Below are 21,221 nucleotides of genomic sequence, written 5' to 3' on the forward strand. Positions count from 1 at the left end.
TCGCAAAAAGCCAGCATTGAAAATAAACCCACAGATTGTGTATAAAAAACCCTGGGCCTATGTGGCGCCAGACTAGGCACCATACTGGCCAGCGGGATCTGATAAATTATGATCCAATAAAACCAGAGTGATCCACAATGTTTCATGTGTGACATTTAATGTACATAATGTACATATGGTAAAAAAATATTTTTCAATATTATAATCATAAATGGGTATTCCCATTATAACTGGGTATACACATTGACCACAATTTATGGGTAATTTAGGAGGTGATATGAAAAGAATAGGGTTTGTATTGTTGGTGTTATTCTTCGGCATGGCTGTTTTCCCTGCGAGCGCTAACAATGGGCACAATAACTGCCGTCATGGGCCGTATATTGAATCGGGCAAGTGGATAAAGCGCTTTGGCAAGATGACACTGGCGGTTGTGCCAACCAAATGTGGCCGCAATCTTCACTTCGGTAGAACCAATGAGGCATTCAAAGAACTAGAGCGTAAGTTCAGCAACAGCCCACACTGGTACAATACGAAAGGTATGCGTAATCAGTTCGACTGCCACGTGGATATTGCCCGTAACAAAGATAAATGGAATCTCGATCCTTACCGTAAACATGTGGGGTATAGCGCAACGAAAAAAGCTGGCTGCAATCCATAATAATATCGTAAAAAAGGAGCAAAGGAGCTGAATCAGCTCCTTTGCTTTTCTGGCGATGCTCCCAATTTAGCAAAAACCGCCGTAAGCCTTCGTCCAGTGCGAATGGGGATCGTAACGCCTGCAAGACACATATTTCATAGAATTAACTGAGTGAGATGACAACTGTGAAAAATGAAATAAAAAAGGCGATAAACCATTATCGCCCTTTTAATTTATTCATTGTGAATGCGTTAACGCAAAATCACGCTATTTATGCCTCAATGGCTACACGCAATTTTTTCATGGCATTTTTTTCAAGCTGACGTACACGCTCCGCAGAAACACCATATTTATCCGCCAGCTCTTGCAGGGTAGATTTATTGTCATCATCTAACCAGCGGCAACGGATAATGTCCTGACTGCGCTCGTCTAAACTTTCTATCGCTACCGATAATTTATCAGCCGCATGGTTTTCCCAATTGTCCTCTTCAATGCCGTCTGCAAAATCAGAAGCTTTATCTTGAAGATACAGCACTGGCGCAACTGGTTGACCTTCCTGACCATCATCATCGGCAGACATATCAAACGCCATATCCTGCGCTGACATACGAGATTCCATCTCACGCACATCTTTGCTGGTCACACCAAGTTCTTTGGCGACCATTTCTACTTCGTCCTGATTGAACCACCCTAAGCGCTGTTTAGTTTTACGCAGGTTAAAGAACAGCTTACGCTGTGCTTTAGTTGTTGCAACTTTAACAATACGCCAGTTACGCAGTACATATTCATGGATTTCAGCTTTAATCCAGTGAACGGCAAAAGAAACCAGACGCACCCCAACTTCCGGGTTAAAACGACGTACTGCTTTCATCAGGCCAATATTCCCTTCCTGAATTAAATCCGCCTGAGGCAGCCCATAACCAGCATAGCTACGAGCGACATGAACAACGAAGCGCAGATGAGACAGAATCAGCTTCTTAGCTGCATCCAGATCTCCCTGGTAATGCAGCCTTTCAGCCAGTTCCTTCTCTTCCTCTGCTGTCAGCATTGGATAGGTATTAGAGGCACGGATATAGCCCTCTAGACTTCCTTGAGGAACTAACGCTAAGGTTTGCATTTCTTTGGCCATTCAAATCCTCTCAAATAAGGCTCAAATCGTTAGTATGGATTAGATTACATCAGTGTATATGAACCAACATTCAACATACAGCGGTACAGTCTATCACCAGAATGTGCATATTCAAGTTACAGATCCGTGGAAGAGTAATAATTTCAGCACCGACCATCCCTATAACGGGATCGCAGAACAAAAAATAACAGATAGTTTTATCTTTATGCAACTAACTTTATTTGTACTATCTCCTACAAATATTAATTCCATTTCATAAAAGCGCCCGTAAGGTTCACTAAGATAGTACAAACACCTTTTTAATTAATTCTACACAGTAGAAAATCATGATTTTGGATTTAAGTTAGTGAATAAGAAATTCTTACCTAAGGAAAAAAGGAGATGATTATTGCGTTGTCAGGCTGATCTCGCTCAGCCTGTTGAAAAAATTACCATTTTATTCTGGCGTAAAATGGCGCAAATGCTGAGTTGTCGCCAACCAAGCAGCGGCCCAACCAATCATCGCGGAGAGCAAAACTAGCAGCAGGGACTCATCCCATGAAAGCCCATGTAAATTAAATGTCGTGCCAAACACGCTGGCAACCTGGGTGACAACATCAGAAAGTTTCCACACTAACAGCGCAGACAAAATTAGCGATAAAATTGCCCCCAAAGCCCCTAACAAAGCACCACCATTGAGGAATGGACGCAAAATAAAGCCATCCGTTGCACCAATAAGCTTCATCACGTTAATCGTATCACGATGACTGAAAATAGTGAGACGCACACTGTTACCAATAACCAAAAACAGCGCAACGATCATCAGAATACCAATTACTGTCGCAATCTGACCAATAAGACCGGTCAGCGCCGCCAAGCGAGCAAACCAGCTATCATCCATCCGAACTTCTTCAATACCTTTAACCTGAGAAACTCTATCGCGCAGCGTGGTCAGCGTCTGTGAACTCTGAAAATCGATTTTCGGTGTGATAATAGCCACCGCGGGCAACGGATTCTCTTCCAGCATATCCAGCGCGTTACCAAAACCAGACCAGGCGCGGAATTCTGTCATAGCTTCCTGACGTGAGAGATAGTTGACATTATCCACACCATCAAGTGCTTTCAGCTCACTTATTAATTTCTGAGCGCCGCTATCATCGAGTGACTTATCGAGATATACCGTCAGTTGAGGGGTGGGATACCATTTTTCCGCAGCCTGGCTGACATTCTTCCATACAATGTAACAAACACTTGGTAATGTCAGGGAGATCGCAATCACCATCACGGTCAACAAAGTTGCCAACGGCTGACGTGACATATCTGTCAACGTATTCATCCAAGCATAGCGCCACTGCTCACGCCATCCGCCTTGTAAAACTTTACTTTTCGATCTTGTTGCTTTCCCCGCTGCCTTACGCACATTTTTAACCATGATGCTCTCCCGCCATACGGCCTTGGCTCAGAGTCAAAATACGATACTTCCGTCTTTCAATCAGTGCCATGTCATGGGTCGCCATCAGCACTGTCACCCCTACCCGATTAAATTCTTCAAATAGTCGTAAAATCCCCTCTGACAACTCACCATCCAAATTACCGGTAGGTTCATCCGCCAATAAAACAGTCGGCTTATTCACAACGGCACGAGCAATGCCGACACGTTGTTGTTCTCCCCCTGAAAGCTGAATTGGGAAATTTTTCGCTTTGTCCAGCAGACCAACCTTATCCAGAGCCGCAGAAGTCCGACGACGGATATCTTCCGAACTGGCGCCTGAAATAATCAGCGGCATTGCCACATTATCGTATACCGTCCGATCCAGCAGCAGATGATGATCCTGGAAAATCATACCAATCTGACGACGCAGAAAAGGTACCTCACGGCTTTTTAACCGACTGATATCATGACCGGCAAACCAGATATGCCCGGCGCTAGGCCGCTCAATGCCACAGATGAGTTTCAGCAAGGTACTTTTACCTGCCCCTGAGTGACCGATTAGAAATGCCATTTCCGCAGGGCGCAAATGAAAATCCACCCCTTGCAGGGCTTGCCGTCCCCCCAGATAAGCTTTACTGACCTGTTCAAAGCGAATCATAGGTAATTAATCCTCTCGGGCAAAAAGTGCCTCTATAAAGTCGTCTGCCTTAAATGGCCGTAGATCTTCAATTCCTTCACCAACACCAATATAACGGATAGGAATTTCAAACTGATCAGCAATGGCGAAAATTACCCCACCTTTGGCAGTACCATCCAATTTTGTCAATGAGATACCTGTCAATCCAACAGCTTCATGGAATAGTTTAGCCTGACTTATCGCATTCTGACCGGTACTGGCATCCAATGTCAGCATAATTTCATGTGGAGCATTTTCGTCCAGTTTTCTCATCACCCGGACAATCTTCTTCAATTCTTCCATCAGGTGAGATTTATTTTGCAAACGACCAGCGGTATCTGCAATGAGTACATCTACACCTTTAGCTTTAGCTGACTGAATAGCATCGAAAATCACAGAAGCTGGATCTGCGCCAGTATGTTGCGCTACCACCGGAATATGGTTACGTTCCCCCCACACCTGTAGCTGTTCAACGGCGGCGGCACGGAAAGTATCTCCGGCTGCCAACATGACAGATTTACCTTGTGCCTGGAATTGACGCGCCAATTTACCAATGGTCGTCGTTTTTCCCACACCATTAACACCAACCATCAGAATGACATACGGTGTTTTTCCTTCAATGTCCAAGGGCTGATTTACTTTAGTCAGAATATCAGACATCTCTTCTTTTAGTTTGGCATACAACGCTTCTGCATCTTTTAGCTCTTTACGGCTGGCATGCTCTGTCAAACTGCTAATGATTTTACGGGTAGTATCGACACCAACATCGGCAATCAATAACTGCTCTTCCAATTCATCAAACAGATCATCATCAATCTTTTTACCACTGAATAGGCTGAGAAAACCGGACCCTAGATTCTGACGAGTTTTAACCAAACTGCGTTTCAAACGAGAGAAAAAGCCCTCTTTAGTCGGGCGCTCTTGCTCTTTTAATATAACTGGCTTCGGCTGTTCAGTTTGTACCTGCTCCGCGGCCAATCTTGCAACTTCCTCGGCAACACGCTGTTGTTCTGCCTGCTCCTCCGCCAACCTTGCGGCTTCCTCGGCAAGGCGTTGTTGTTCTGCCTGCTCCGCCGCCAATCTTGCCGCTTCCTCAGCTAAACGCTGTTGTTCTGCCTGCTCCGCCGCCAATCTTGCAGCTTCCTCAGCTAAACGTTGCTGTTCTGCCTGCTCTGCCGCCAATCTTGCAGCTTCCTCAGCTAAACGCTGTTGTTCTGCCTGCTCCGCTGCCAATTGTTCTTCTTTTTGCTGCTCTTCCTGACGGCCACGCCCGAACCAGGAGAAAAAGCCTCTTTTTTTCTCTTTTGCCATTAGCCACTGCACTCCTCAAGGTTAAATCATGGCGTTACAACAAGGAATAATAACGAAATTAGAGTCAGTCTAACATTTTCGTAATAGCTCAACACATATCAATCATGAATTTCATGGTAAATTAATGCCTGTAAGTCTTAACAACTGTTACGCAAATTATGGCAAAGAAACCACAACGGCAATCAATAGGACAAATCCGCATTATTGGCGGAAAATGGCGAGGCCGAAAATTACCGGTACCGGATAGCCCCGGATTACGTCCAACGACAGATCGCGTCAGAGAGACGCTATTTAACTGGCTAGCCCCGATTATTCAGGAAGCACACTGCCTAGATTGTTATGCAGGGAGCGGAGCGCTTGGATTAGAGGCGCTTTCTCGTTATGCAGCACAAGTTACCCTGATTGAATATGAACGTAATATAGCCAAGCAGCTTTCCGCTAATTTGGATTTGCTCAGTGCCCAAAATGCCAAGGTCATTAACGACAGTGCATTAACCTATTTATCTCAACCAGGAAAACCCTACGATGTCGTTTTCCTTGATCCTCCTTTTCGTCAAGGAATGCTTAGCGAAACCATAAAATTGTTGGAAGAACAAAATTGGCTGGCAGATGAAAGCTGGATTTATGTTGAAGCTGAATCTGAATCAACGGCGATTGATGTGCCTGTTAACTGGCAGCTTCATCGTGAAAAAGTCGCCGGACAAGTCGCATACCGGCTCTATATCCGTTATTTACCTGCATAATGATTACTTTGGAGTAACACTGATGTTTATTCAATTGGGCAAACTGTTAATGATCTGCGTTTGGGGATTTCTGATCTTTAACCTGATCCATCCATTTCCAAAACCATTGAAGTATTTTATGGATGTCGCCATGATTTTCATGGTGGTCATGCATGCATTTCAAATGCTGCTTCTGAAAGCTAGTCAGCCCAAAGACCAAAAACTCTCTAGCCTGATGCAAACCAAGATCTTCTTTTTTGGTGTCTTTGAGCTACTGTCAATGCAGAAAAAACAACGAAAAGAGAAAAGCCATCACCTCAAATAGTGGACACGCTCCTTAATACCCGGAAAGTATATACAATTAGATGAGGAATGATTCATTTCATTCCCCTTTCCGGTTATGAGTCCAAACACTGTCACTATCTGTCTCAACACGACTTATCGCCTGCTTTCTTTGCTGAACAGATAAATCATGTATTAATTTACTGCCTATTTCCGCACAGATACTTAAACCAATCACCATTATTTCAGTATATATTTTGACAGTAAGAGAGCAGACCCCTTATCCATCACTTATTTAAGGAACGAAGATGAGCTGGCCATTTATCGCAGTATTTTTTTCTGGTTGGTTGTATGTTGACGCCGCTTACCGTGGACCAAACTGGCAAAGATGGCTATTCAGGCCAATCACTCTGCTATTGTTATTATTCTGGGCATGGCAAGCACCTGAACTGCATATTTCAGGCTATTTAATCTGTCTTGGGTTATTGACTGCTTTAATATCAGATGCTCTGCGCATGCTCCCCAGTAAGTATTCACTATTCTCTCTAAGCACATTATTCCTCTGTTATCTGCTCTACACGATAAGCTTTGTATTACAGATGAATTTCAGTTTCTTCTTCCCATTGCCATTAATTTTACTGGTTCTGGGCTCCGTTATTCTGCTGGTTATTTGGAATAAATTGGAGGAAATGCGCTGGCTGGTTGTTGCCTCAGTCGTTATGCTCCTGATAATGGTGTGGATGGCCGGTGAACAATACTTCTCCCTTAATACAGCGTATGGTTTCTCTCTGTTAGCAGGCACTATCTTGTTGTTACTGTCACACAGTTTCTGGCTGATCAACAATTACCGCCTCCAATTCAAATCTTCTAAGGCGATTGTAGCAACCTGTTATTTTATCGGCCATTTTCTAATTATTCGTTCCCTTTATCTTTAAAAGAAAAATTATATTGAAAATGAACAGCCGTACTCAGTCGCACAATTTACCAATTTATTTTCTTTTTTTGTTTGACTCTAGAGTAGGCTCCAAAGTGTAGAGTTTGCTCATTATCTTTGAGTTAACTCTGTTCAGGGGGAGTCCATGTACTCAAATTCAAACAAAAATAGTGCTCATCAACATAACCACCAGCATGGAAGCTGCTGCGCGACTACCGCTTGTTCAGATCAGGCTAAAAAAGTTAGTGAGCATTTACATAATCATGAACATGGTAAGGCTTGCTCACATAAGCATAGCCATTCCCATGATACACAAGAGACACAAGCACCTGAGCTTTTGGCGAGCCAACGTTTCAGTTGGGTTGTTAATGGTATGGATTGTCCAAGTTGCGCCCGCAAAATTGAAACCGCGGTCAGCAAAATTCCAGAAGTGAAGCAAGCCAAGGTTCTATTCGCAACAGAAAAACTCGTTGTGGATGCGGATACAGATATACGTTCAGCCGTTATTCAAGCCGTTAATCAGGCTGGATTTGCTCTACGCAATTCCGATTCAAGCCAGAAAGCAGCAAAAAGCAGCCGCTGGAAAGAGTTTGCCCCGATCATCACTCTTTCATTGATGATGTTGATAAGTTGGGGAATCTCTCACATCAATCCCTCATTTGGCCGTATTGCCTTTATTATCACCACCGTGATTGGATTGGTGCCTATCGTTACCAAAGCCTGGCAACTCATACGATCAGGTACGCCATTCGCCATTGAAACACTGATGAGTGTTGCCGCCATCGGCGCACTGTTTATTGACGCCACCGCTGAAGCGGCAATGGTATTACTGCTGTTTATGCTTGGTGAAATGCTGGAAGCTTATGCTGCCGGTCGCGCTCGTCGAGGGGTTAGCGCATTGATGGCACTGGTGCCCGAAGAAGCATTACTGGTAAAAAATGGTGAGAAAAGAACTGTCCCAGTTTCAGACCTTCGCCCCGGCGATATCATCGAGATTGCTCCAGGCGGACGTCTACCCACTGATGCCGAATTACTCAATTCATTCGCTAGCTTTGATGAAAGTGCGCTGACAGGCGAATCTGTTCCGGTTGAGCGAATGCAAGGAGAAAAAGTTCCGGCAGGTTGTTTGTCCGTGGATCGTGCAGTCCAAATGAAAGTGTTATCCGAACAGGGCAACAATGCCATTGACCGTATTCTGCAACTGATTGAAGAAGCCGAAGAACGCCGCGCACCGATTGAGCGTTTCATTGACCGCTTTAGCCGGATTTACACTCCGCTGATTATGCTGTTCTCTGCATTGGTTATCATTATTCCACCGACTGTATTCAGCCAACCTTGGGAAACCTGGATCTACCGTGGCCTGACTTTGCTACTGATCGGTTGCCCTTGTGCTTTGGTAATTTCCACACCCGCCGCAATTACCTCTGCCCTTGCAGCCGCAACCCGCCGAGGCGCCTTGATTAAAGGCGGTGCGGCGCTGGAACAACTGGGACTAATCACCACAATCGCTTTTGATAAAACCGGTACGCTGACCGCCGGTAAACCACAAGTCACAGATGTACAACCAGCAGAAAACATCAGCGAATCTCAGTTATTAACTTTGGCTTCCGCAGTAGAAAGTGGCTCCCACCACCCACTGGCTAAAGCCATTTTGCAATACGCAGAAAGTAAAAAGGTTAATATTACCGAAGCTGAACAGCGTAAAGCGCTGGCGGGGGTTGGTGTTGAAGGTCAGTTAGACGGTAAGCGTATTCTCGTCAGTGCACCCGGAAAACTGCCAGCAAACACGTTATCCGAGCATTGGAAACACAAAATTGTTCAGTTAGAAGATGGCGGTAAAACCGTTGTTGCCGTGATGCATGATGAACAATTTACTGGCCTTATCGCGATGCAAGATACGTTACGTCAAGATGCAATTGATGCTATCCGTTTACTGAAAGATCAAGGTATTAAATCAGTGATGTTGACGGGAGATAACCCACGTGCAGCAACGGCAATTGCAGGTCAGTTAGGAATAGATTTCCGCGCCGGGCTAATGCCGGAAGATAAAGTCAAAGCGGTCATTGCATTGAATAAAGATCACAACACAATGATGGTCGGCGACGGCATCAATGACGCTCCCGCAATGAAAGCTTCCAGTATCGGAGTAGCGATGGGAAGCGGTACTGATGTCGCTCTGGAAACCGCAGATGCGGCATTGACTCACAACCGTCTGACAGGTTTGTCGGAAATCATCACCCTTTCCCGCGCAACGCATAATAATATCCGCCAAAACATAGCTATTGCCTTGGGACTAAAAGGTATCTTCCTTATCACCAGCCTATTGGGTATTACAGGCTTGTGGATGGCAGTACTGGCGGATTCTGGCGCAACCGCTCTTGTGACGGCAAACGCGGTAAGGTTATTAAGGATTAAGCTGAAATAACGAAAATTGCCTGGCTATTATAAGGATATGAGTCTTATTTCCGGCTCATATCCTGTACCATAGCAAGATGAATTCAGTGATAAAAGTTCATTGACGTTCGAAAGCATGGTAAAAAGCAAAATCGTTCATTTTTCAACTTGGTTGTTATTTCAGAGTTGGCTCTCTTTTTTCCGCACCAGATAGCGATAAGGCATTTGTTCCGTTTCTTGCGCAACCAATTGGTGCTCCATAAAACGGCAGAAACTGGGAATATCCCGCGTAGTTGCCGGATCATCAGCAAGAATTAATAACATCTGCCCTGCTTCCATATGACGCACAGTTTTCCGCACCATCATTACCGGTTCAGGACAGCGAAGCCCCTGTGTATCAAGGGTTTTGTCTGGATTAGTAAACACATCGGGCATAACTTATCTCTACAATTTCAGGCAATCTATGGAACTGGATTATATTATAAAAAAGCTAGCAAAAATTAACTTTACATACAGGCATTTTGAATTTGTGTACAACCAACGTATCATGTGAGGCGCCGTTGGTTAAAACGGCAGATATTTGATTGGGTTCCCTCACCCCATGTTCCAAAAAGGTACAATAATGTTTTTATCAACTACAATTACCCAACAGCGCACTACCGCTTTAATTTGGCTTTCGCTATTTCATATTCTAATTATTATTTCCAGTAATTATCTGGTGCAACTCCCCGTCTCTATTTTCGGTTTTCATACCACCTGGGGAGCCTTTACTTTTCCATTTATTTTTCTTGCAACTGATTTGACGGTTCGTATCTACGGCGCACCACTGGCAAGGCGAATCATTACCACCGTCATGCTTCCCGCATTGCTGATCTCTTATATGATTTCTGCCCTATTTTTCCAAGGCGTGTGGCAAGAGTTTACCGCACTACTTGAATTCAATCTGTTTGTTGCCCGTATTGCCTGCGCCAGCTTTATGGCTTACTTCCTTGGGCAGATACTGGATGTATACGTCTTCAATCGTCTGCGCCGGAGACGTAATTGGTGGGTCGCTCCCGCAGCAGCGATGTTCTTCGGCAACTTACTTGACACCCTTGCCTTTTTCTCTATCGCCTTCTATCGCAGTACCGATGCTTTTATGGCTGCTAACTGGATCGAGATTGGGTTAGTCGATTACTGCTTTAAGCTATTAATCTGCTTACTCTTTTTCCTACCCGCTTACGGCATTTTATTGAACCTAATCCTCAAATATTTCTTTAACTATCAAACTAATAGTACCTATATTCAAGTACGCTGATTTTTATACGCCCGACAAATACCTGTCTCTTAATCAGATCGCCTGATTAAGAGATTGGACAAGGTAATAGCCTGCCACCTTGCCCTAATAATTCGATATTATGTCAGTGATATTACTACGATTTCCTATTCTAATTTCGCTTTTTCGGTTAATTTTACTCTTATCAATTAGCAAAATTGATTGTAATGCTCGTTTTATAAGAATCTCTTTAAATTCCGCATTATCAATATTCGAATCCCATAAATCACCATTCACATCAATGCCATCACAGGAAAAAAGAAATAGATCGATCTCTAGATTTTTCAATTGTGTAATAAGTGATGAACTAATATAACAAGCATATTTACGATGCAGCACTCCCCCTGAACTGATTAATTGAATATTTTTCTTCTTTGATAATTCATGACAAATACGAATGCTATTGGTAAAAATAGTAATATTAATATCAGGAAGTTGTTTTGCCAGATACCAACATGTTGAACTTGCATCAAGTGCGATTATCATTCCTTCGTTTATCCAAGTCACAGCTTGCTGAGCAATAAGTGATTTACTCGAAAAATGGCTTTTAACCCGCATGTTAAAAGGATCACCATTATCCTGTGTTTCCCTGTTTAAACTTTTTGCTCTCCCATGCAGACGAAGAAGATGACCATGCTCTTGGAGAAATCGCAAATCTCGGCGTATTGTCTCTTTACTTACTTGCAAAACTACGGAAAGTTCAGTGGTTGTTAACGATTCATGGTGATGGAGAAGATCCATGATTTTTTGATGGCGTTCATTTCTCATAAAGGAATCCCTTTTATATTGGGACAGAATAGGATGATTCTGCCCAATATCAGCATTAGAAAACCACGCCTTGTTTAGCAATATATTTCCACATTTAGCCGTGTTCTCTGTGACGATGATAGCAAAAACGTTATCATTTCCTACTTTAACCAGCATGTTTAAAAGAGATGGCGAGAAGAAATAAATAGGACAATTGCCTTTAACGGAAGATTACCTATTCCTATATAAAATTTTTAGCTAATGAATGATAAGCTTCTTGGTGCTCACCAGGTGTATACAATTCATAGCGATAAGAAAACTGCTCACGAGCCTTTTCTGACGATTCATAGCAACCGATACCAAACCAAGCAAAGAAAGAAGCGCCTAATACCGTCGTCTCAGATTCATTAACGACTTTTATAGGTAGGTTTAAAATATCTGCTTTTATTTGATTCCAAAGATAATTTCGGCTACCGCCGCCCACTAATATCAACTCTTTAGCATGAAATCCACTTATCTTTTCCAAAAGAGATAGGTTTTGTTTTAATTGATATCCTAACGCTTCTAATGCGGCACGATAAAAATGACGTCGTTCAGTATTTAACGTTATTCCGCACCATCCCGCCTCGGAGGTTAATAAACGACAATTCATTCTTAAGTTATTAGCGCCGGGAGGAACAGATAAAGCTTCATGGATCATTTGCAGATAAGCATCCGAAGGAGAAATACCTTGCCAAAAAAGCTGTCTGATCCATTCAAGTATTCCAGAAGCCAACCATTGTAATCCTGGATTAAAGATCCCTTTTCTTGCGTCTAATTCACATGTAGAGCCAACATAATGAGGTAAAATATGGGTATCCACATGAGGGCTACGTACCATCAGAATTTCCCAAGTACCGGAAGACAAGACGGGTTGATTCAAACCCGCGCCTGAACCAAATAAGGCAAATTGCGTATCATGTCCAGAGGAAATAACCGGAACGCCGGAAGGTAAATTCAATTTTTTTGCCGCCTCCGGCGTTAAAGTGCCAATTGGTTCGCCGGCAGAAATGAGTTCAGGAAATAAATTCTCTGAAATAGAAATCGCATCTAAAATTTCCCTACTAAACTGCTCATTATGAATATTTAGCAACTGACTGGTCCCGGCCATCGTTCTATCAGTTGACATCACGCCTGTTAATCGATAATTGATTAAAGAAGAGATAAACAGCCATGCATGGGCTTTATCGTAAAGATAAGGATGATTTTCCTTTAACCAGATTAATTTATAAAGCGTATTAAAATTAAATTGCCCGACACCGGATATCGTTTGTAATTTCTCAGCGGAGAAATAACGCTCAATATTCTCAACAATAGAGGTTGTTCGTGGACATTTCCAACTAATCATTGGATAAAGCAGCTCTCCTTTTGCATCGACCAGTGTTCCGTCAACACCAAAAGTCGTCACTGTTATTGCACGTATCTTATAACTTGATAATTGGGGGATAACCATACGACAACAGCCTGCCAACCGTTCTAAAATGGCATCCAGTGACCATATGTGCCAGTGAGGATTGGCTTTATCAGGCTCACTAGTATTCGGTGTTGACTCCTTTGCAACCACATTCCCCTGAGAGTCAACCGCAATAGCACGCACATTCGTGGCCCCGCAATCCAAAACTAAAACGACATCTCGAATCATACACTCTCCTGTTATGGAACAGAGGCGGTACAATTCATATTGCACCGCCAGCAGTCACTATTTCTTATAGAGAGGACCATAGTTTTGGCAGGCTCGGTAATCTGAACCTTCCAGATCCATACCGTGCGCATTCCATGCAGAAGGACGATAAATGGCTTGCTCATCTACGTTATGCATACAAACTGGTATTCTGAGCATAGAAGCTAATGTAATGAAATCAGCGCCAACATGACCAATAGAAAGCACACCATGATTAGCACCCCAATTCGCCATAACGGAATATACATCCTTAAAGACACCTTTACCGGTTAAACGCGGAACAAACCAAGTTGTTGGCCAGGTTTCATTTGTCCGTTTATCCAGAACGTCATGAATATCTTTAGGCAATTCCGCACTCCAACCCTCAGCGATTTGCAGGACGGGGCCAAGACCTTTAATAATATTGACACGACTCAAGGTGAAAGGAACACTGCCTTTGGTTAAGAATTTGGAGGAAAAACCACCCCCTCTGAAATATTCATGGAGCGCCGGGTACCATTGCGTTGCAGCCAGACAAGCATCCACTTCCTCTGCGGTAATTTCCCAATGAGGTTTCATCGTAGGACGGCCTTGAACGTCTTTTTGGCAACAGGTCCCATCCAGTGTTGCAGAACCTGAATTAATCAGATGGATCACGCCATTTTCAGCCTGTCCCGTGAGTTTTTTGCCCGTAACACGCTCGACAGATTCTGGAGACCAGAAAGTTCGAACATCAGCAAAAATTTGTGCTGTCCCTGTTAGCATCTGACCAAATAACATCGCAACGCCATTTAGACTGTCATTCTCTGTTGCAACCGTAAATGGTTGACGAATGCCGTTCCAGTCGAATGAACTATTCAAAATCGCTTCCGCAGTATCGCCATTGGGATATTGATCTGTCCAATGACGTTGCCCTTGGAAACCCGCAACAATAGCATCATAGCCGAGGGCTTCTTCGCCATACCCTTTTTCTTTCAGTTTTAGGTTTCCCTGCATCATGTCGCGAATGCAAATAGCCATGAGTAAACTTTCGCGAAGAACCTGGCGACGGCTTTCTGGTGAACGGTGATATTGTTTAGCATTCAGATCTTCACCATATCGGAAATAGTTATCCGCCCAAGATAAGGCTAGCTCAAGTTCCTCTTCATCATATATTTGCAGATCAATACGACGGCGTAATTCCGTCATATCAACAGATTGGACTTTCATACCAAGCCAAGATTCAAAAAAATTATGATCAACAATTGAACCTGCGATGCCCATTGACGCACCACCAATAGAGAGGTAAGTTTTTCCTTTCATACTGGCAACGGCTAATCCAGCACGAGCAAATCGTAGCAATTTTTCTTTGACATCATCAGGAATATGAGTGTCATCAGCATCTTGAACTTCATGCCCGTATATAGAAAAAGCGGGAATACCTTTTTGCGAGTGGGCGGCTAAAGCTGCCGCAAGGTAGACTGCACCAGGGCGTTCCGTCCCATTAAATCCCCAAATAGCTTTTGGTCTTGTTGGTTCCATATCTAATGTTTCACTGCCATAACACCAACACGGCGTGACGGTAATTGTCAGGCCAATATTTAATGCACTGAATTTTTCATCACAAGCCGCAGATTCAGCAAGACCTGCAATACATGTGTCTGCAATAACGCATTCAACAGGGGTGCCACAAGCATGGTAAATATGTCCAGTTAATAAATTAGCTGTCGCTTTTGCCATATTCAGGGTTTGCTCTTCGAGTGATTCACGCACTCCCATACGGCGGCCATCAATAACTGGGCGAATACCAATTTTAGGTAAATTCATATTTTTTTTCATACGATTCATACTATTTCCTCATACAAATAAAGTTGTTACTTGCTTTCTTAATTAAACGAATTACCAGGTAACGCATTCGCACGGAATTTTGCGAAAATCAAAATCACAGCAAAACAGAAAGCAGGTACGAGCTCAGCCGTTGGAATGTGGCCCACAGCATCACTGACAAATCCCATAATAGGCGTCACAATGCCACCGCCAACAATCGTCATGACAATGAGTGAAGAGCCATATTTAGTGTCCTGACCTAATCCTTTAATCCCTAATGAAAAGATAGTTGGGTATTGAATAGACATAAACATGCTACAAACGGTCAATGCAATTAAGCCGATGTATCCCCCCACGAACGCGGAAATAATGCAAAGGATCATGGATATCAAGGCATAACAAGATAATACTTTTTCTGGAGCAAATCGCTTAACTAACCAAGTACCCGTCGATCGACCAATAAAGAAAAATACCATTGTTGCTGTCAGATAATTGGCGGCATACCCCAAGGTCATACTTGGAATTTCATCAACAGCATAACGAATCAGGTAACTCCAGCAAGCTGTTTGCGCACCGACATAGCAAAATTGCGCTAATACTGCCCAGCGCCAATGTTTGATTTTAATCAGGCGGCCTAAAGACTCAAAAAATGAGCTGCTATTATCATGCTCATCACTTTGTATCACTGGAAATTTAGTAAATAAAATCAAAAATGCAATCATTAAAACAGCAGCAGCGATAATCATATAAGGGGACTGTACCGCTAAGACGAGACTGTGATTATAAGTATCAAGTTGTTCAACAGTCATTTTATCAAGTGTTTCTTGGGGGAAATGAGGGACATCAGATAAAATTAAACTTTGCCCAAAAATAACGGCGACAATTGCCCCAAACGAGTTAAATGTTTGTGCCAGATTAATGCGAAAATGTCCGGTTTTTTCAGGCCCTAATACTGTGACGAAAGGGTTAGCCGCTGTTTCCAGGCACCCTAACCCCGCAGCGATAATAAACAGCCCCACCAAGAATAGTGTATAACTCATCGCTTCTGCGGCAGGCCAAAAAAGGGCAGCACCAACAGCATAAAATAATAATCCAGTAATTATCCCTGCTTTATAATTTAACTTATTCATTAATATGCCAGCAGGAATAGGAATAATAAAATAACCAAAATAAAATGCCGATTGAATTAATCCCGCTTGGAAATTTGTTAAGACAAAAGCTTTTTGAAATTGAGGCAACAATATATCATTTAAGTTATTTGCCACAGCCCATAAAAAAAACAGAGAACATAAAAGAGTAAAAGGGATTAAATAACCTCTGTTTTTTTTATTATCCCGCGTTATACTTGATTGCATCGATATATTATCCATAGCACCCTCATCTATCGCAGTTGATACTGTAAGTCTTCCATAATCAGTCGTATTTTTAGCTATCTATAAGATAAGAAAATGATCCCAATCACACTTATTTATTCATGCCACTAAATTGTGAACCTCATCACTAAAATAGATCCATTACACATGCCCGTTTATATTTTTTTTATTTAATTCGGTCATAAAGATGACCGAATAATCTTTTTTATGAAAAAACGGTCAATAAAACCAATAAATGACCGTTTGAGTTAGAAATGAAAAATACGGAATAAAAAAACAAATACAGATATCTGTAAAATACAAAAAGTGATGAAAACATTTGAACTTAATCACAAAAATTGAATTAAATATTTATTTAAAAACAACAAAGTATTACAACAAAAATAAATAGAAAACTTCATTTATTTATTTTTCATTGACTAACATAAAAGCATACTTCTAATTTAAACAAGGTAAATAATCATGAAAAGAAGTACATTATCTCGTGAAATTATTAATACATGCTTAGAAATGACGCGATTAGGATTAAATCAAGGCACAGCGGGTAATGTCAGTGTCCGCTATCACAATGGAATGTTAATTACACCGACAGGAATCCCTTATGAACAATTGACTGAAACACATATTGTTTATGTAGATGAAAACGGTCAACCTGAGGATAATAAGATCCCTTCGAGTGAATGGCGCTTTCATCAGGCGGTCTATCATGCCAGACCCGATGCCAATGCCGTTGTCCATAATCATGCAATTCATTGCACAGCGGTTTCTATTTTAAATAAACCAATCCCGGCCATTCATTACATGATTGCAGCAGCGGGAGGAGATTCAATTCCCTGTGTACCTTATGCAACATTTGGCACCAAACAACTTTCTGACTATGTATTTAATGGTTTTAAAAACAGAAAAGCCATTCTATTACAGCATCATGGGATGATTGTTTGCGAGGTTAATCTACAAAAAGCACTGTGGCTCGCGCATGAAGTTGAAGTGCTCGCTCATCTATATTTACAGACCCTGACGATCCAAAATCCAGTTCCTATTCTAAGCCCGGAGGAAATAGCAATTGTGCTTGAGAAATTTAAGACATATGGCTTAAAAGTTGAAAAAAATTGAAAAAATAGGACCATTTTGTAGGCAGTCATTATGGCGCTAACTTCACCAAACGCAGCCAGGCCCAATGGAGAAGAAGGGCCTGTTCCAGTACAAAGATCCGGGCATAGATCAAAAAAACACACATTTCCTACTATAAAACGGGTATAACAACTTTATTTATCCATAACCAACCATTAATTTTTATAGATGGTGTTAGCCTGTTAAGTAATTTAAGTACTTTTTTCACCCAAAGACAGTTTACCGGTTTGTCACATTTTGTTCCCTGTTCGTTAGGAAAATTGATGCGACAAACAGATATTGAGTTTCCACAAAAGGAATATTCTTATGTTGAAAATTATTCAATCCCCCTCCAAATATATTCAGGGACCTGATGCCCTACTCCATATTGGTAAATATACAAAAACTATCGCCGACCACGTTTTGGTTATCATCGGTAATTCCGCGATGAAATTGGTGGGAGATACTATTCATAACAGCCTGGAACAGCATGATATTACTCGCCATTTTGAAGTTTTTGGCGGTGAATGTAGCCGGAATGAGATTAAACGCCTGTCTGACATTCTTAAAAAACATGAATGCCAAGCCGTTATTGGTATCGGAGGAGGCAAAGTACAAGATACTGCAAAAGCGGTTGCTTACGAATCCAGATTACCTGTTCTGATTGCTCCCACTATTGCTTCCACTAACGCCCCAACTAGCGCACTCTCTGTTATTTACAGTGATGATGGCAAATATGAAGACTATCAGTTTTTCCCAACAAACCCAGATATTGTCCTAGTCGATACCAGCCTTATCGCTAAAGCCCCAACCCGTTTTCTGATTGCCGGAATTGGCGACGCGCTGGCAACTTACTTCGAAGCCCGCGTTTGTGGAGCCAGCCATAAACCGCGAATGACAGATGGCGGGATATCCCGTATCGCAATAGCCCTTTCCCATCTCTGTTACGAAACTTTGTTAGAAGAGGGCTATAAAGCAAAGCTGGCTGTTGAAGCCGGCGTCAGCACACCAGCGGTGGAAAATGTTATCGAAGCTATTACTTACTTAAGCGGCCTGGGCTTTGAAAATACAGGTTTAGCCGCCGCTCATTCCATACACAATGGCTTTACCGTATTAGAAGAATGCCACCACATGTACCACGGTGAAAAAGTCGCCTTCGGGATATTAGTTCAACTAATACTGGAAAATAGCCCAAATGAAGAATTAGACACTTTCCTTGATTTCTGTGTACAGATGGGACTACCGGTTACTCTGGATCAACTTGGGGTAAAAGATGGTGAAAGACTGAAAGAAAAAGTGATGGCAGTAGCGAAAACAAGTTGTGCCGAGGAAGAAACCATTCACAACCTGCCTTTTGAAGTGACACCGGAAAAAGTGTACGCCGCTATTATGGCTGCTGACCGGATGGGACGCGACTGGCTGTATTAAGTTTGACAAGAGCGGGCAAATTGTCCGCTCAATTTGTTGACAAGGCACTGATTTTTTATTTAATCATTTGTTTTAATGCAGCCTCGTTCATCAAACAGAGCCTGCCGCCATATTTAAGAACCCCGCCTCCCCAAATTTTTATTCCTGAAAAGATCTCATCACTTAAGTACTAACAGGTTAACTCAAAATATAAGTTCACTATTCTGATTTTTTCAACTTAATAACATCACTCCAATTATTAATAAGAAATGTGCATTCATGACATCCAATTTGGCTTCCTTTATTAAAATACTCTTTGGCCTTATTAAAATCTTGATTTACACCAATCCCATTTAAATAATTGGTTCCGATGGTGCGATAGCCCTCAAAATATCCACTTTTTCCAGCTAATTCGAAAAGTGCTCTCGCATCTGAGTATCTATTTTCATCCTCTAAAATAAATCCCAAATTAACCATAGATCTTAACTTATATTTATCATTTCTTGATATAGATAACTTATATCTTTTACTGGCTTCTTGACGATAACCTTCTGTTTGTTGTATTACAGCGAGCATCCAGTTTGCATCTATATTACCACTATTTGCTTTCTCTATTAACGCATGATATTCATCTTCATTTTTAGGCATTGGAATAGAGAATTCTGATAAAAAATCATTTGAATGATTGAAGACAATCGATGGGGTATCTTGTATGTTCATGTCTGAACTCTGAACAATAAAAGAAAAAAAGAACAGTGAGTAGAGAAAATATTTCTTATTTTTTACAAAAAAATGACTCATAATATAATCTCGCTAAAAATATTATTTATCCCTATTATGTCAATATTTGAATTTAGTGACGCCATCTGTATATTTTTATCCACAGCAAAAAACACATCCACTATCTTAGTCGTATCCCCATTATTCCAGAGTACTGAGCTTTCAAGCCCGTGAATATTACCATTTATACCCGTTATCTTTCAAGTTGCCTCTTTGTTGGCTGCACTCTCTCACCCCTGTCACATAGTTATCTATGCTCCCGGGGATTCGCTCCCTTGCCGTCGCGATGCACCTTGAAATCCATAGGGTATATATCCTTGAATCCATTTTCTTTATAGGTAAGATTTATAGCAGAGATTCCTGATTCACTTAATTTATACAACTCTCCATTATCAGTTATACCATCTTTATTGGCATCAATCCATAACTCTAATGAATTCCATAGACTATCATTTTGATTAAAAATACCATCAAAATTATCGTCAAGATCTGCTAATGCAGCAAACCCATTTGCTGATTTGATTCCATTTTTTAATATAGAATTATTCCCAAACAACTCATTTCCGTTATTTATTTTTCCATCTCCATTTTTATCCCATACCAGAAATGCATTATTGGCTTCTATCCATCCTGAACTTTCAACAATACCATCATTATCATGATCAAAATATATAGAACCATTTTCCGCTATGGTAATAATACCATCGCCAGTTAAATCAATAATAAGTGGTGTCTCTGTACTTTTCTGATCTTCAACAATTTCTTCAAGATTATCTAATACGGCATTTGGACTCATTCCTCGTAATTCCTGAATGAAATCTATATCATGTTTATCATTATCATAATGTGAAACTCGAAGAATTGAGTTTACAAAATCTATACAGTTATTAGTAAGGAGGTTATAATTCGGCTTAAAATCATAGAAATTTCCATTTTTTAAATCAGAAATGTAATTTCTCATATTATGAACAACACTTTCTGAATATATTGGATATGTAACACTGGAAATTTTTGATTTATCGTATGCGATTGAATCTCTAAAAGTTATGTTCTCAACTCCTCCTACTTGCTTATTATCACCCAAGCCCCATCCGATTGATTCACCCTGAAATTCAACCCATACATGTCCAAAAGTAGATTTGCTAACGTCTCCTGCCGAATTAGTATATTTAGTACCTGAAGGCGCTATTTTTACTGTTATTGTTTCTACATGCATTCCTTTAAAATTTTCGTTAAAAACTTTATCAACTAACCCATAGTCTTTACTTGGCATAGTTATTTCCTTATTGAAAACTTCCATGATTATCTTTGATAAATTAAAGAAAATACAATTTACTGCAAATGGAAATAATTATCAATATCACTACCGAAATTTTATAAGTTTATATAAAAAAATCAAATTAATAATTTACTAATATTTTATCTTTATTATTATATTCTTCGACAAGAAATTAAAACTGTTAGCATTTTACTTCCGTTACTATTTTG

The 21,221-nt window shown here is 41.3% G+C and carries 19 protein-coding genes; 8 read left to right on the forward strand and 11 right to left on the reverse strand.

All coding sequences use genetic code 11. The features are described from left to right. The first annotated feature begins 277 nt into the window (after nucleotides 1-277). Nucleotides 278-658 carry a DUF2599 domain-containing protein gene (locus tag BA1DRAFT_RS21175; RefSeq protein ID WP_051560632.1) on the forward strand — a complete coding sequence of 127 codons (381 nt, stop codon included), beginning with the start codon at nucleotides 278-280 and terminating at the stop codon, nucleotides 656-658. Nucleotides 659-908: 250 nt separating this feature from the next. On the opposite strand, the gene rpoH is transcribed toward BA1DRAFT_RS21175, so the two are convergent. The 4 genes from rpoH to ftsY form a co-directional block, all read right to left on the reverse strand. Next, on the reverse strand, nucleotides 909-1,766 hold the full coding sequence (rpoH, locus tag BA1DRAFT_RS03190) for an RNA polymerase sigma factor RpoH (protein ID WP_036776026.1): 858 nt from the start codon (nucleotides 1,764-1,766) through the stop codon (nucleotides 909-911). 436 nt (nucleotides 1,767-2,202) lie between these two features. Continuing rightward, entirely contained in the window at nucleotides 2,203-3,177 is a 975-nt protein-coding gene (ftsX, locus tag BA1DRAFT_RS03195; protein WP_036776027.1) for a permease-like cell division protein FtsX, read from the reverse strand. Continuing rightward, the gene (gene ftsE / locus BA1DRAFT_RS03200; protein WP_036776029.1) at nucleotides 3,170-3,835 is read right to left on the reverse strand and encodes a cell division ATP-binding protein FtsE; all 666 of its coding nucleotides are present in this window, start codon (nucleotides 3,833-3,835) and stop codon (nucleotides 3,170-3,172) included. Before ftsE ends, ftsX begins: the two co-directional genes overlap by 8 nt. 6 nt (nucleotides 3,836-3,841) lie before the next feature. Then, a complete protein-coding gene (ftsY, locus tag BA1DRAFT_RS03205; RefSeq protein WP_036776030.1) occupies nucleotides 3,842-5,164 on the reverse strand; it encodes a signal recognition particle-docking protein FtsY in 1,323 nt (440 codons plus the stop codon). Nucleotides 5,165-5,322: 158 nt separating this feature from the next. Here ftsY and rsmD point away from each other — a divergent pair, with 158 nt between their 5' ends. From rsmD to BA1DRAFT_RS03225, 4 genes are all read left to right on the forward strand, one after another. Further along, complete coding sequence (rsmD, locus tag BA1DRAFT_RS03210; protein ID WP_036776031.1) at nucleotides 5,323-5,907, forward strand: 16S rRNA (guanine(966)-N(2))-methyltransferase; 585 nt, start codon at nucleotides 5,323-5,325, stop codon at nucleotides 5,905-5,907. A 22-nt stretch (nucleotides 5,908-5,929) separates the two neighbouring features. Further along, nucleotides 5,930-6,211, forward strand: coding sequence for a DUF1145 family protein (locus tag BA1DRAFT_RS03215; protein WP_036776032.1), 282 nt, complete (start codon nucleotides 5,930-5,932; stop codon nucleotides 6,209-6,211). Between the two features lie 265 nt (nucleotides 6,212-6,476). Further along, a complete protein-coding gene (locus BA1DRAFT_RS03220; protein ID WP_036776034.1) occupies nucleotides 6,477-7,103 on the forward strand; it encodes a lysoplasmalogenase in 627 nt (208 codons plus the stop codon). Nucleotides 7,104-7,247: 144 nt separating this feature from the next. Continuing rightward, a complete protein-coding gene (locus tag BA1DRAFT_RS03225) occupies nucleotides 7,248-9,527 on the forward strand; it encodes a zinc/cadmium/mercury/lead-transporting ATPase (RefSeq protein WP_036776035.1) in 2,280 nt (759 codons plus the stop codon). 149 nt (nucleotides 9,528-9,676) lie between these two features. Here BA1DRAFT_RS03225 and tusA read toward each other — a convergent pair whose 3' ends face one another. Continuing rightward, nucleotides 9,677-9,931, reverse strand: coding sequence for a sulfurtransferase TusA (gene tusA, locus BA1DRAFT_RS03230; protein WP_036776036.1), 255 nt, complete (start codon nucleotides 9,929-9,931; stop codon nucleotides 9,677-9,679). Between the two features lie 187 nt (nucleotides 9,932-10,118). Here tusA and BA1DRAFT_RS03235 point away from each other — a divergent pair, with 187 nt between their 5' ends. After that, nucleotides 10,119-10,793, forward strand: coding sequence for a 7-cyano-7-deazaguanine/7-aminomethyl-7-deazaguanine transporter (locus BA1DRAFT_RS03235; protein ID WP_036776038.1), 675 nt, complete (start codon nucleotides 10,119-10,121; stop codon nucleotides 10,791-10,793). An 84-nt stretch (nucleotides 10,794-10,877) separates the two neighbouring features. On the opposite strand, the gene fucR is transcribed toward BA1DRAFT_RS03235, so the two are convergent. The 4 genes from fucR to fucP all read right to left on the reverse strand — a co-directional run bounded on the left by fucR (nucleotide 10,878) and on the right by fucP (nucleotide 16,433). Continuing rightward, entirely contained in the window at nucleotides 10,878-11,579 is a 702-nt protein-coding gene (fucR, locus tag BA1DRAFT_RS03240; RefSeq protein WP_036776085.1) for an L-fucose operon activator, read from the reverse strand. A gap of 220 nt (nucleotides 11,580-11,799) precedes the next feature. Continuing rightward, on the reverse strand, nucleotides 11,800-13,239 hold the full coding sequence (fucK, locus tag BA1DRAFT_RS03245) for an L-fuculokinase (protein ID WP_036776040.1): 1,440 nt from the start codon (nucleotides 13,237-13,239) through the stop codon (nucleotides 11,800-11,802). 57 nt (nucleotides 13,240-13,296) lie between these two features. Then, nucleotides 13,297-15,075, reverse strand: coding sequence for an L-fucose isomerase (gene fucI, locus BA1DRAFT_RS03250; protein WP_152544266.1), 1,779 nt, complete (start codon nucleotides 15,073-15,075; stop codon nucleotides 13,297-13,299). 47 nt (nucleotides 15,076-15,122) lie between these two features. Further along, nucleotides 15,123-16,433: an L-fucose:H+ symporter permease gene (gene fucP, locus BA1DRAFT_RS03255; RefSeq protein ID WP_036776042.1), complete on the reverse strand. Its 1,311-nt coding sequence runs from the start codon at nucleotides 16,431-16,433 to the stop codon at nucleotides 15,123-15,125. Nucleotides 16,434-16,898: 465 nt separating this feature from the next. On the opposite strand from fucP, the gene fucA reads away from it, so the two are divergent. Both fucA and BA1DRAFT_RS03265 read left to right on the forward strand, forming a co-directional pair. Next, the gene (gene fucA / locus BA1DRAFT_RS03260) at nucleotides 16,899-17,549 is read left to right on the forward strand and encodes an L-fuculose-phosphate aldolase (protein WP_036776043.1); all 651 of its coding nucleotides are present in this window, start codon (nucleotides 16,899-16,901) and stop codon (nucleotides 17,547-17,549) included. Nucleotides 17,550-17,873: 324 nt separating this feature from the next. Next, the gene (locus BA1DRAFT_RS03265) at nucleotides 17,874-18,974 is read left to right on the forward strand and encodes a glycerol dehydrogenase (protein ID WP_036776044.1); all 1,101 of its coding nucleotides are present in this window, start codon (nucleotides 17,874-17,876) and stop codon (nucleotides 18,972-18,974) included. Between the two features lie 198 nt (nucleotides 18,975-19,172). Here the strand turns inward: BA1DRAFT_RS03265 and BA1DRAFT_RS03270 are convergent, their stop codons facing one another. Beyond that, complete coding sequence (locus BA1DRAFT_RS03270; protein WP_235200953.1) at nucleotides 19,173-19,673, reverse strand: tetratricopeptide repeat protein; 501 nt, start codon at nucleotides 19,671-19,673, stop codon at nucleotides 19,173-19,175. 307 nt (nucleotides 19,674-19,980) lie between these two features. Next, entirely contained in the window at nucleotides 19,981-21,006 is a 1,026-nt protein-coding gene (locus tag BA1DRAFT_RS03275) for a hypothetical protein (RefSeq protein ID WP_235200954.1), read from the reverse strand. Between the last annotated feature and the right edge of the window lie 215 nt (nucleotides 21,007-21,221).

Source organism: Photorhabdus aegyptia (genome assembly GCF_000612035.1).
In the GTDB taxonomy this organism is placed as follows: domain Bacteria; phylum Pseudomonadota; class Gammaproteobacteria; order Enterobacterales; family Enterobacteriaceae; genus Photorhabdus; species Photorhabdus akhurstii.

Bases quoted from the DNA above. Each gene is read 5' to 3' on its own strand.
- fucP (WP_036776042.1), bottom strand. From the start codon at position 16,433: ATGGATAATATATCGATGCAATCAAGTATAACGCGGGATAATAAAAAA.
- BA1DRAFT_RS03225 (WP_036776035.1), top strand. From the start codon at position 7,248: ATGTACTCAAATTCAAACAAAAATAGTGCTCATCAACATAACCACCAG.
- BA1DRAFT_RS21175 (WP_051560632.1), top strand. From the start codon at position 278: ATGAAAAGAATAGGGTTTGTATTGTTGGTGTTATTCTTCGGCATGGCT.
- BA1DRAFT_RS03265 (WP_036776044.1), top strand. From the start codon at position 17,874: ATGTTGAAAATTATTCAATCCCCCTCCAAATATATTCAGGGACCTGAT.
- tusA (WP_036776036.1), bottom strand. From the start codon at position 9,931: ATGCCCGATGTGTTTACTAATCCAGACAAAACCCTTGATACACAGGGG.
- fucI (WP_152544266.1), bottom strand. From the start codon at position 15,075: ATGAAAAAAAATATGAATTTACCTAAAATTGGTATTCGCCCAGTTATT.
- BA1DRAFT_RS03275 (WP_235200954.1), bottom strand. From the start codon at position 21,006: ATGCCAAGTAAAGACTATGGGTTAGTTGATAAAGTTTTTAACGAAAAT.
- fucA (WP_036776043.1), top strand. From the start codon at position 16,899: ATGAAAAGAAGTACATTATCTCGTGAAATTATTAATACATGCTTAGAA.
- fucK (WP_036776040.1), bottom strand. From the start codon at position 13,239: ATGATTCGAGATGTCGTTTTAGTTTTGGATTGCGGGGCCACGAATGTG.
- BA1DRAFT_RS03235 (WP_036776038.1), top strand. From the start codon at position 10,119: ATGTTTTTATCAACTACAATTACCCAACAGCGCACTACCGCTTTAATT.
- ftsY (WP_036776030.1), bottom strand. From the start codon at position 5,164: ATGGCAAAAGAGAAAAAAAGAGGCTTTTTCTCCTGGTTCGGGCGTGGC.
- BA1DRAFT_RS03215 (WP_036776032.1), top strand. From the start codon at position 5,930: ATGTTTATTCAATTGGGCAAACTGTTAATGATCTGCGTTTGGGGATTT.
- BA1DRAFT_RS03270 (WP_235200953.1), bottom strand. From the start codon at position 19,673: ATGAACATACAAGATACCCCATCGATTGTCTTCAATCATTCAAATGAT.
- rpoH (WP_036776026.1), bottom strand. From the start codon at position 1,766: ATGGCCAAAGAAATGCAAACCTTAGCGTTAGTTCCTCAAGGAAGTCTA.
- ftsE (WP_036776029.1), bottom strand. From the start codon at position 3,835: ATGATTCGCTTTGAACAGGTCAGTAAAGCTTATCTGGGGGGACGGCAA.
- BA1DRAFT_RS03220 (WP_036776034.1), top strand. From the start codon at position 6,477: ATGAGCTGGCCATTTATCGCAGTATTTTTTTCTGGTTGGTTGTATGTT.
- fucR (WP_036776085.1), bottom strand. From the start codon at position 11,579: ATGAGAAATGAACGCCATCAAAAAATCATGGATCTTCTCCATCACCAT.
- ftsX (WP_036776027.1), bottom strand. From the start codon at position 3,177: ATGGTTAAAAATGTGCGTAAGGCAGCGGGGAAAGCAACAAGATCGAAA.
- rsmD (WP_036776031.1), top strand. From the start codon at position 5,323: ATGGCAAAGAAACCACAACGGCAATCAATAGGACAAATCCGCATTATT.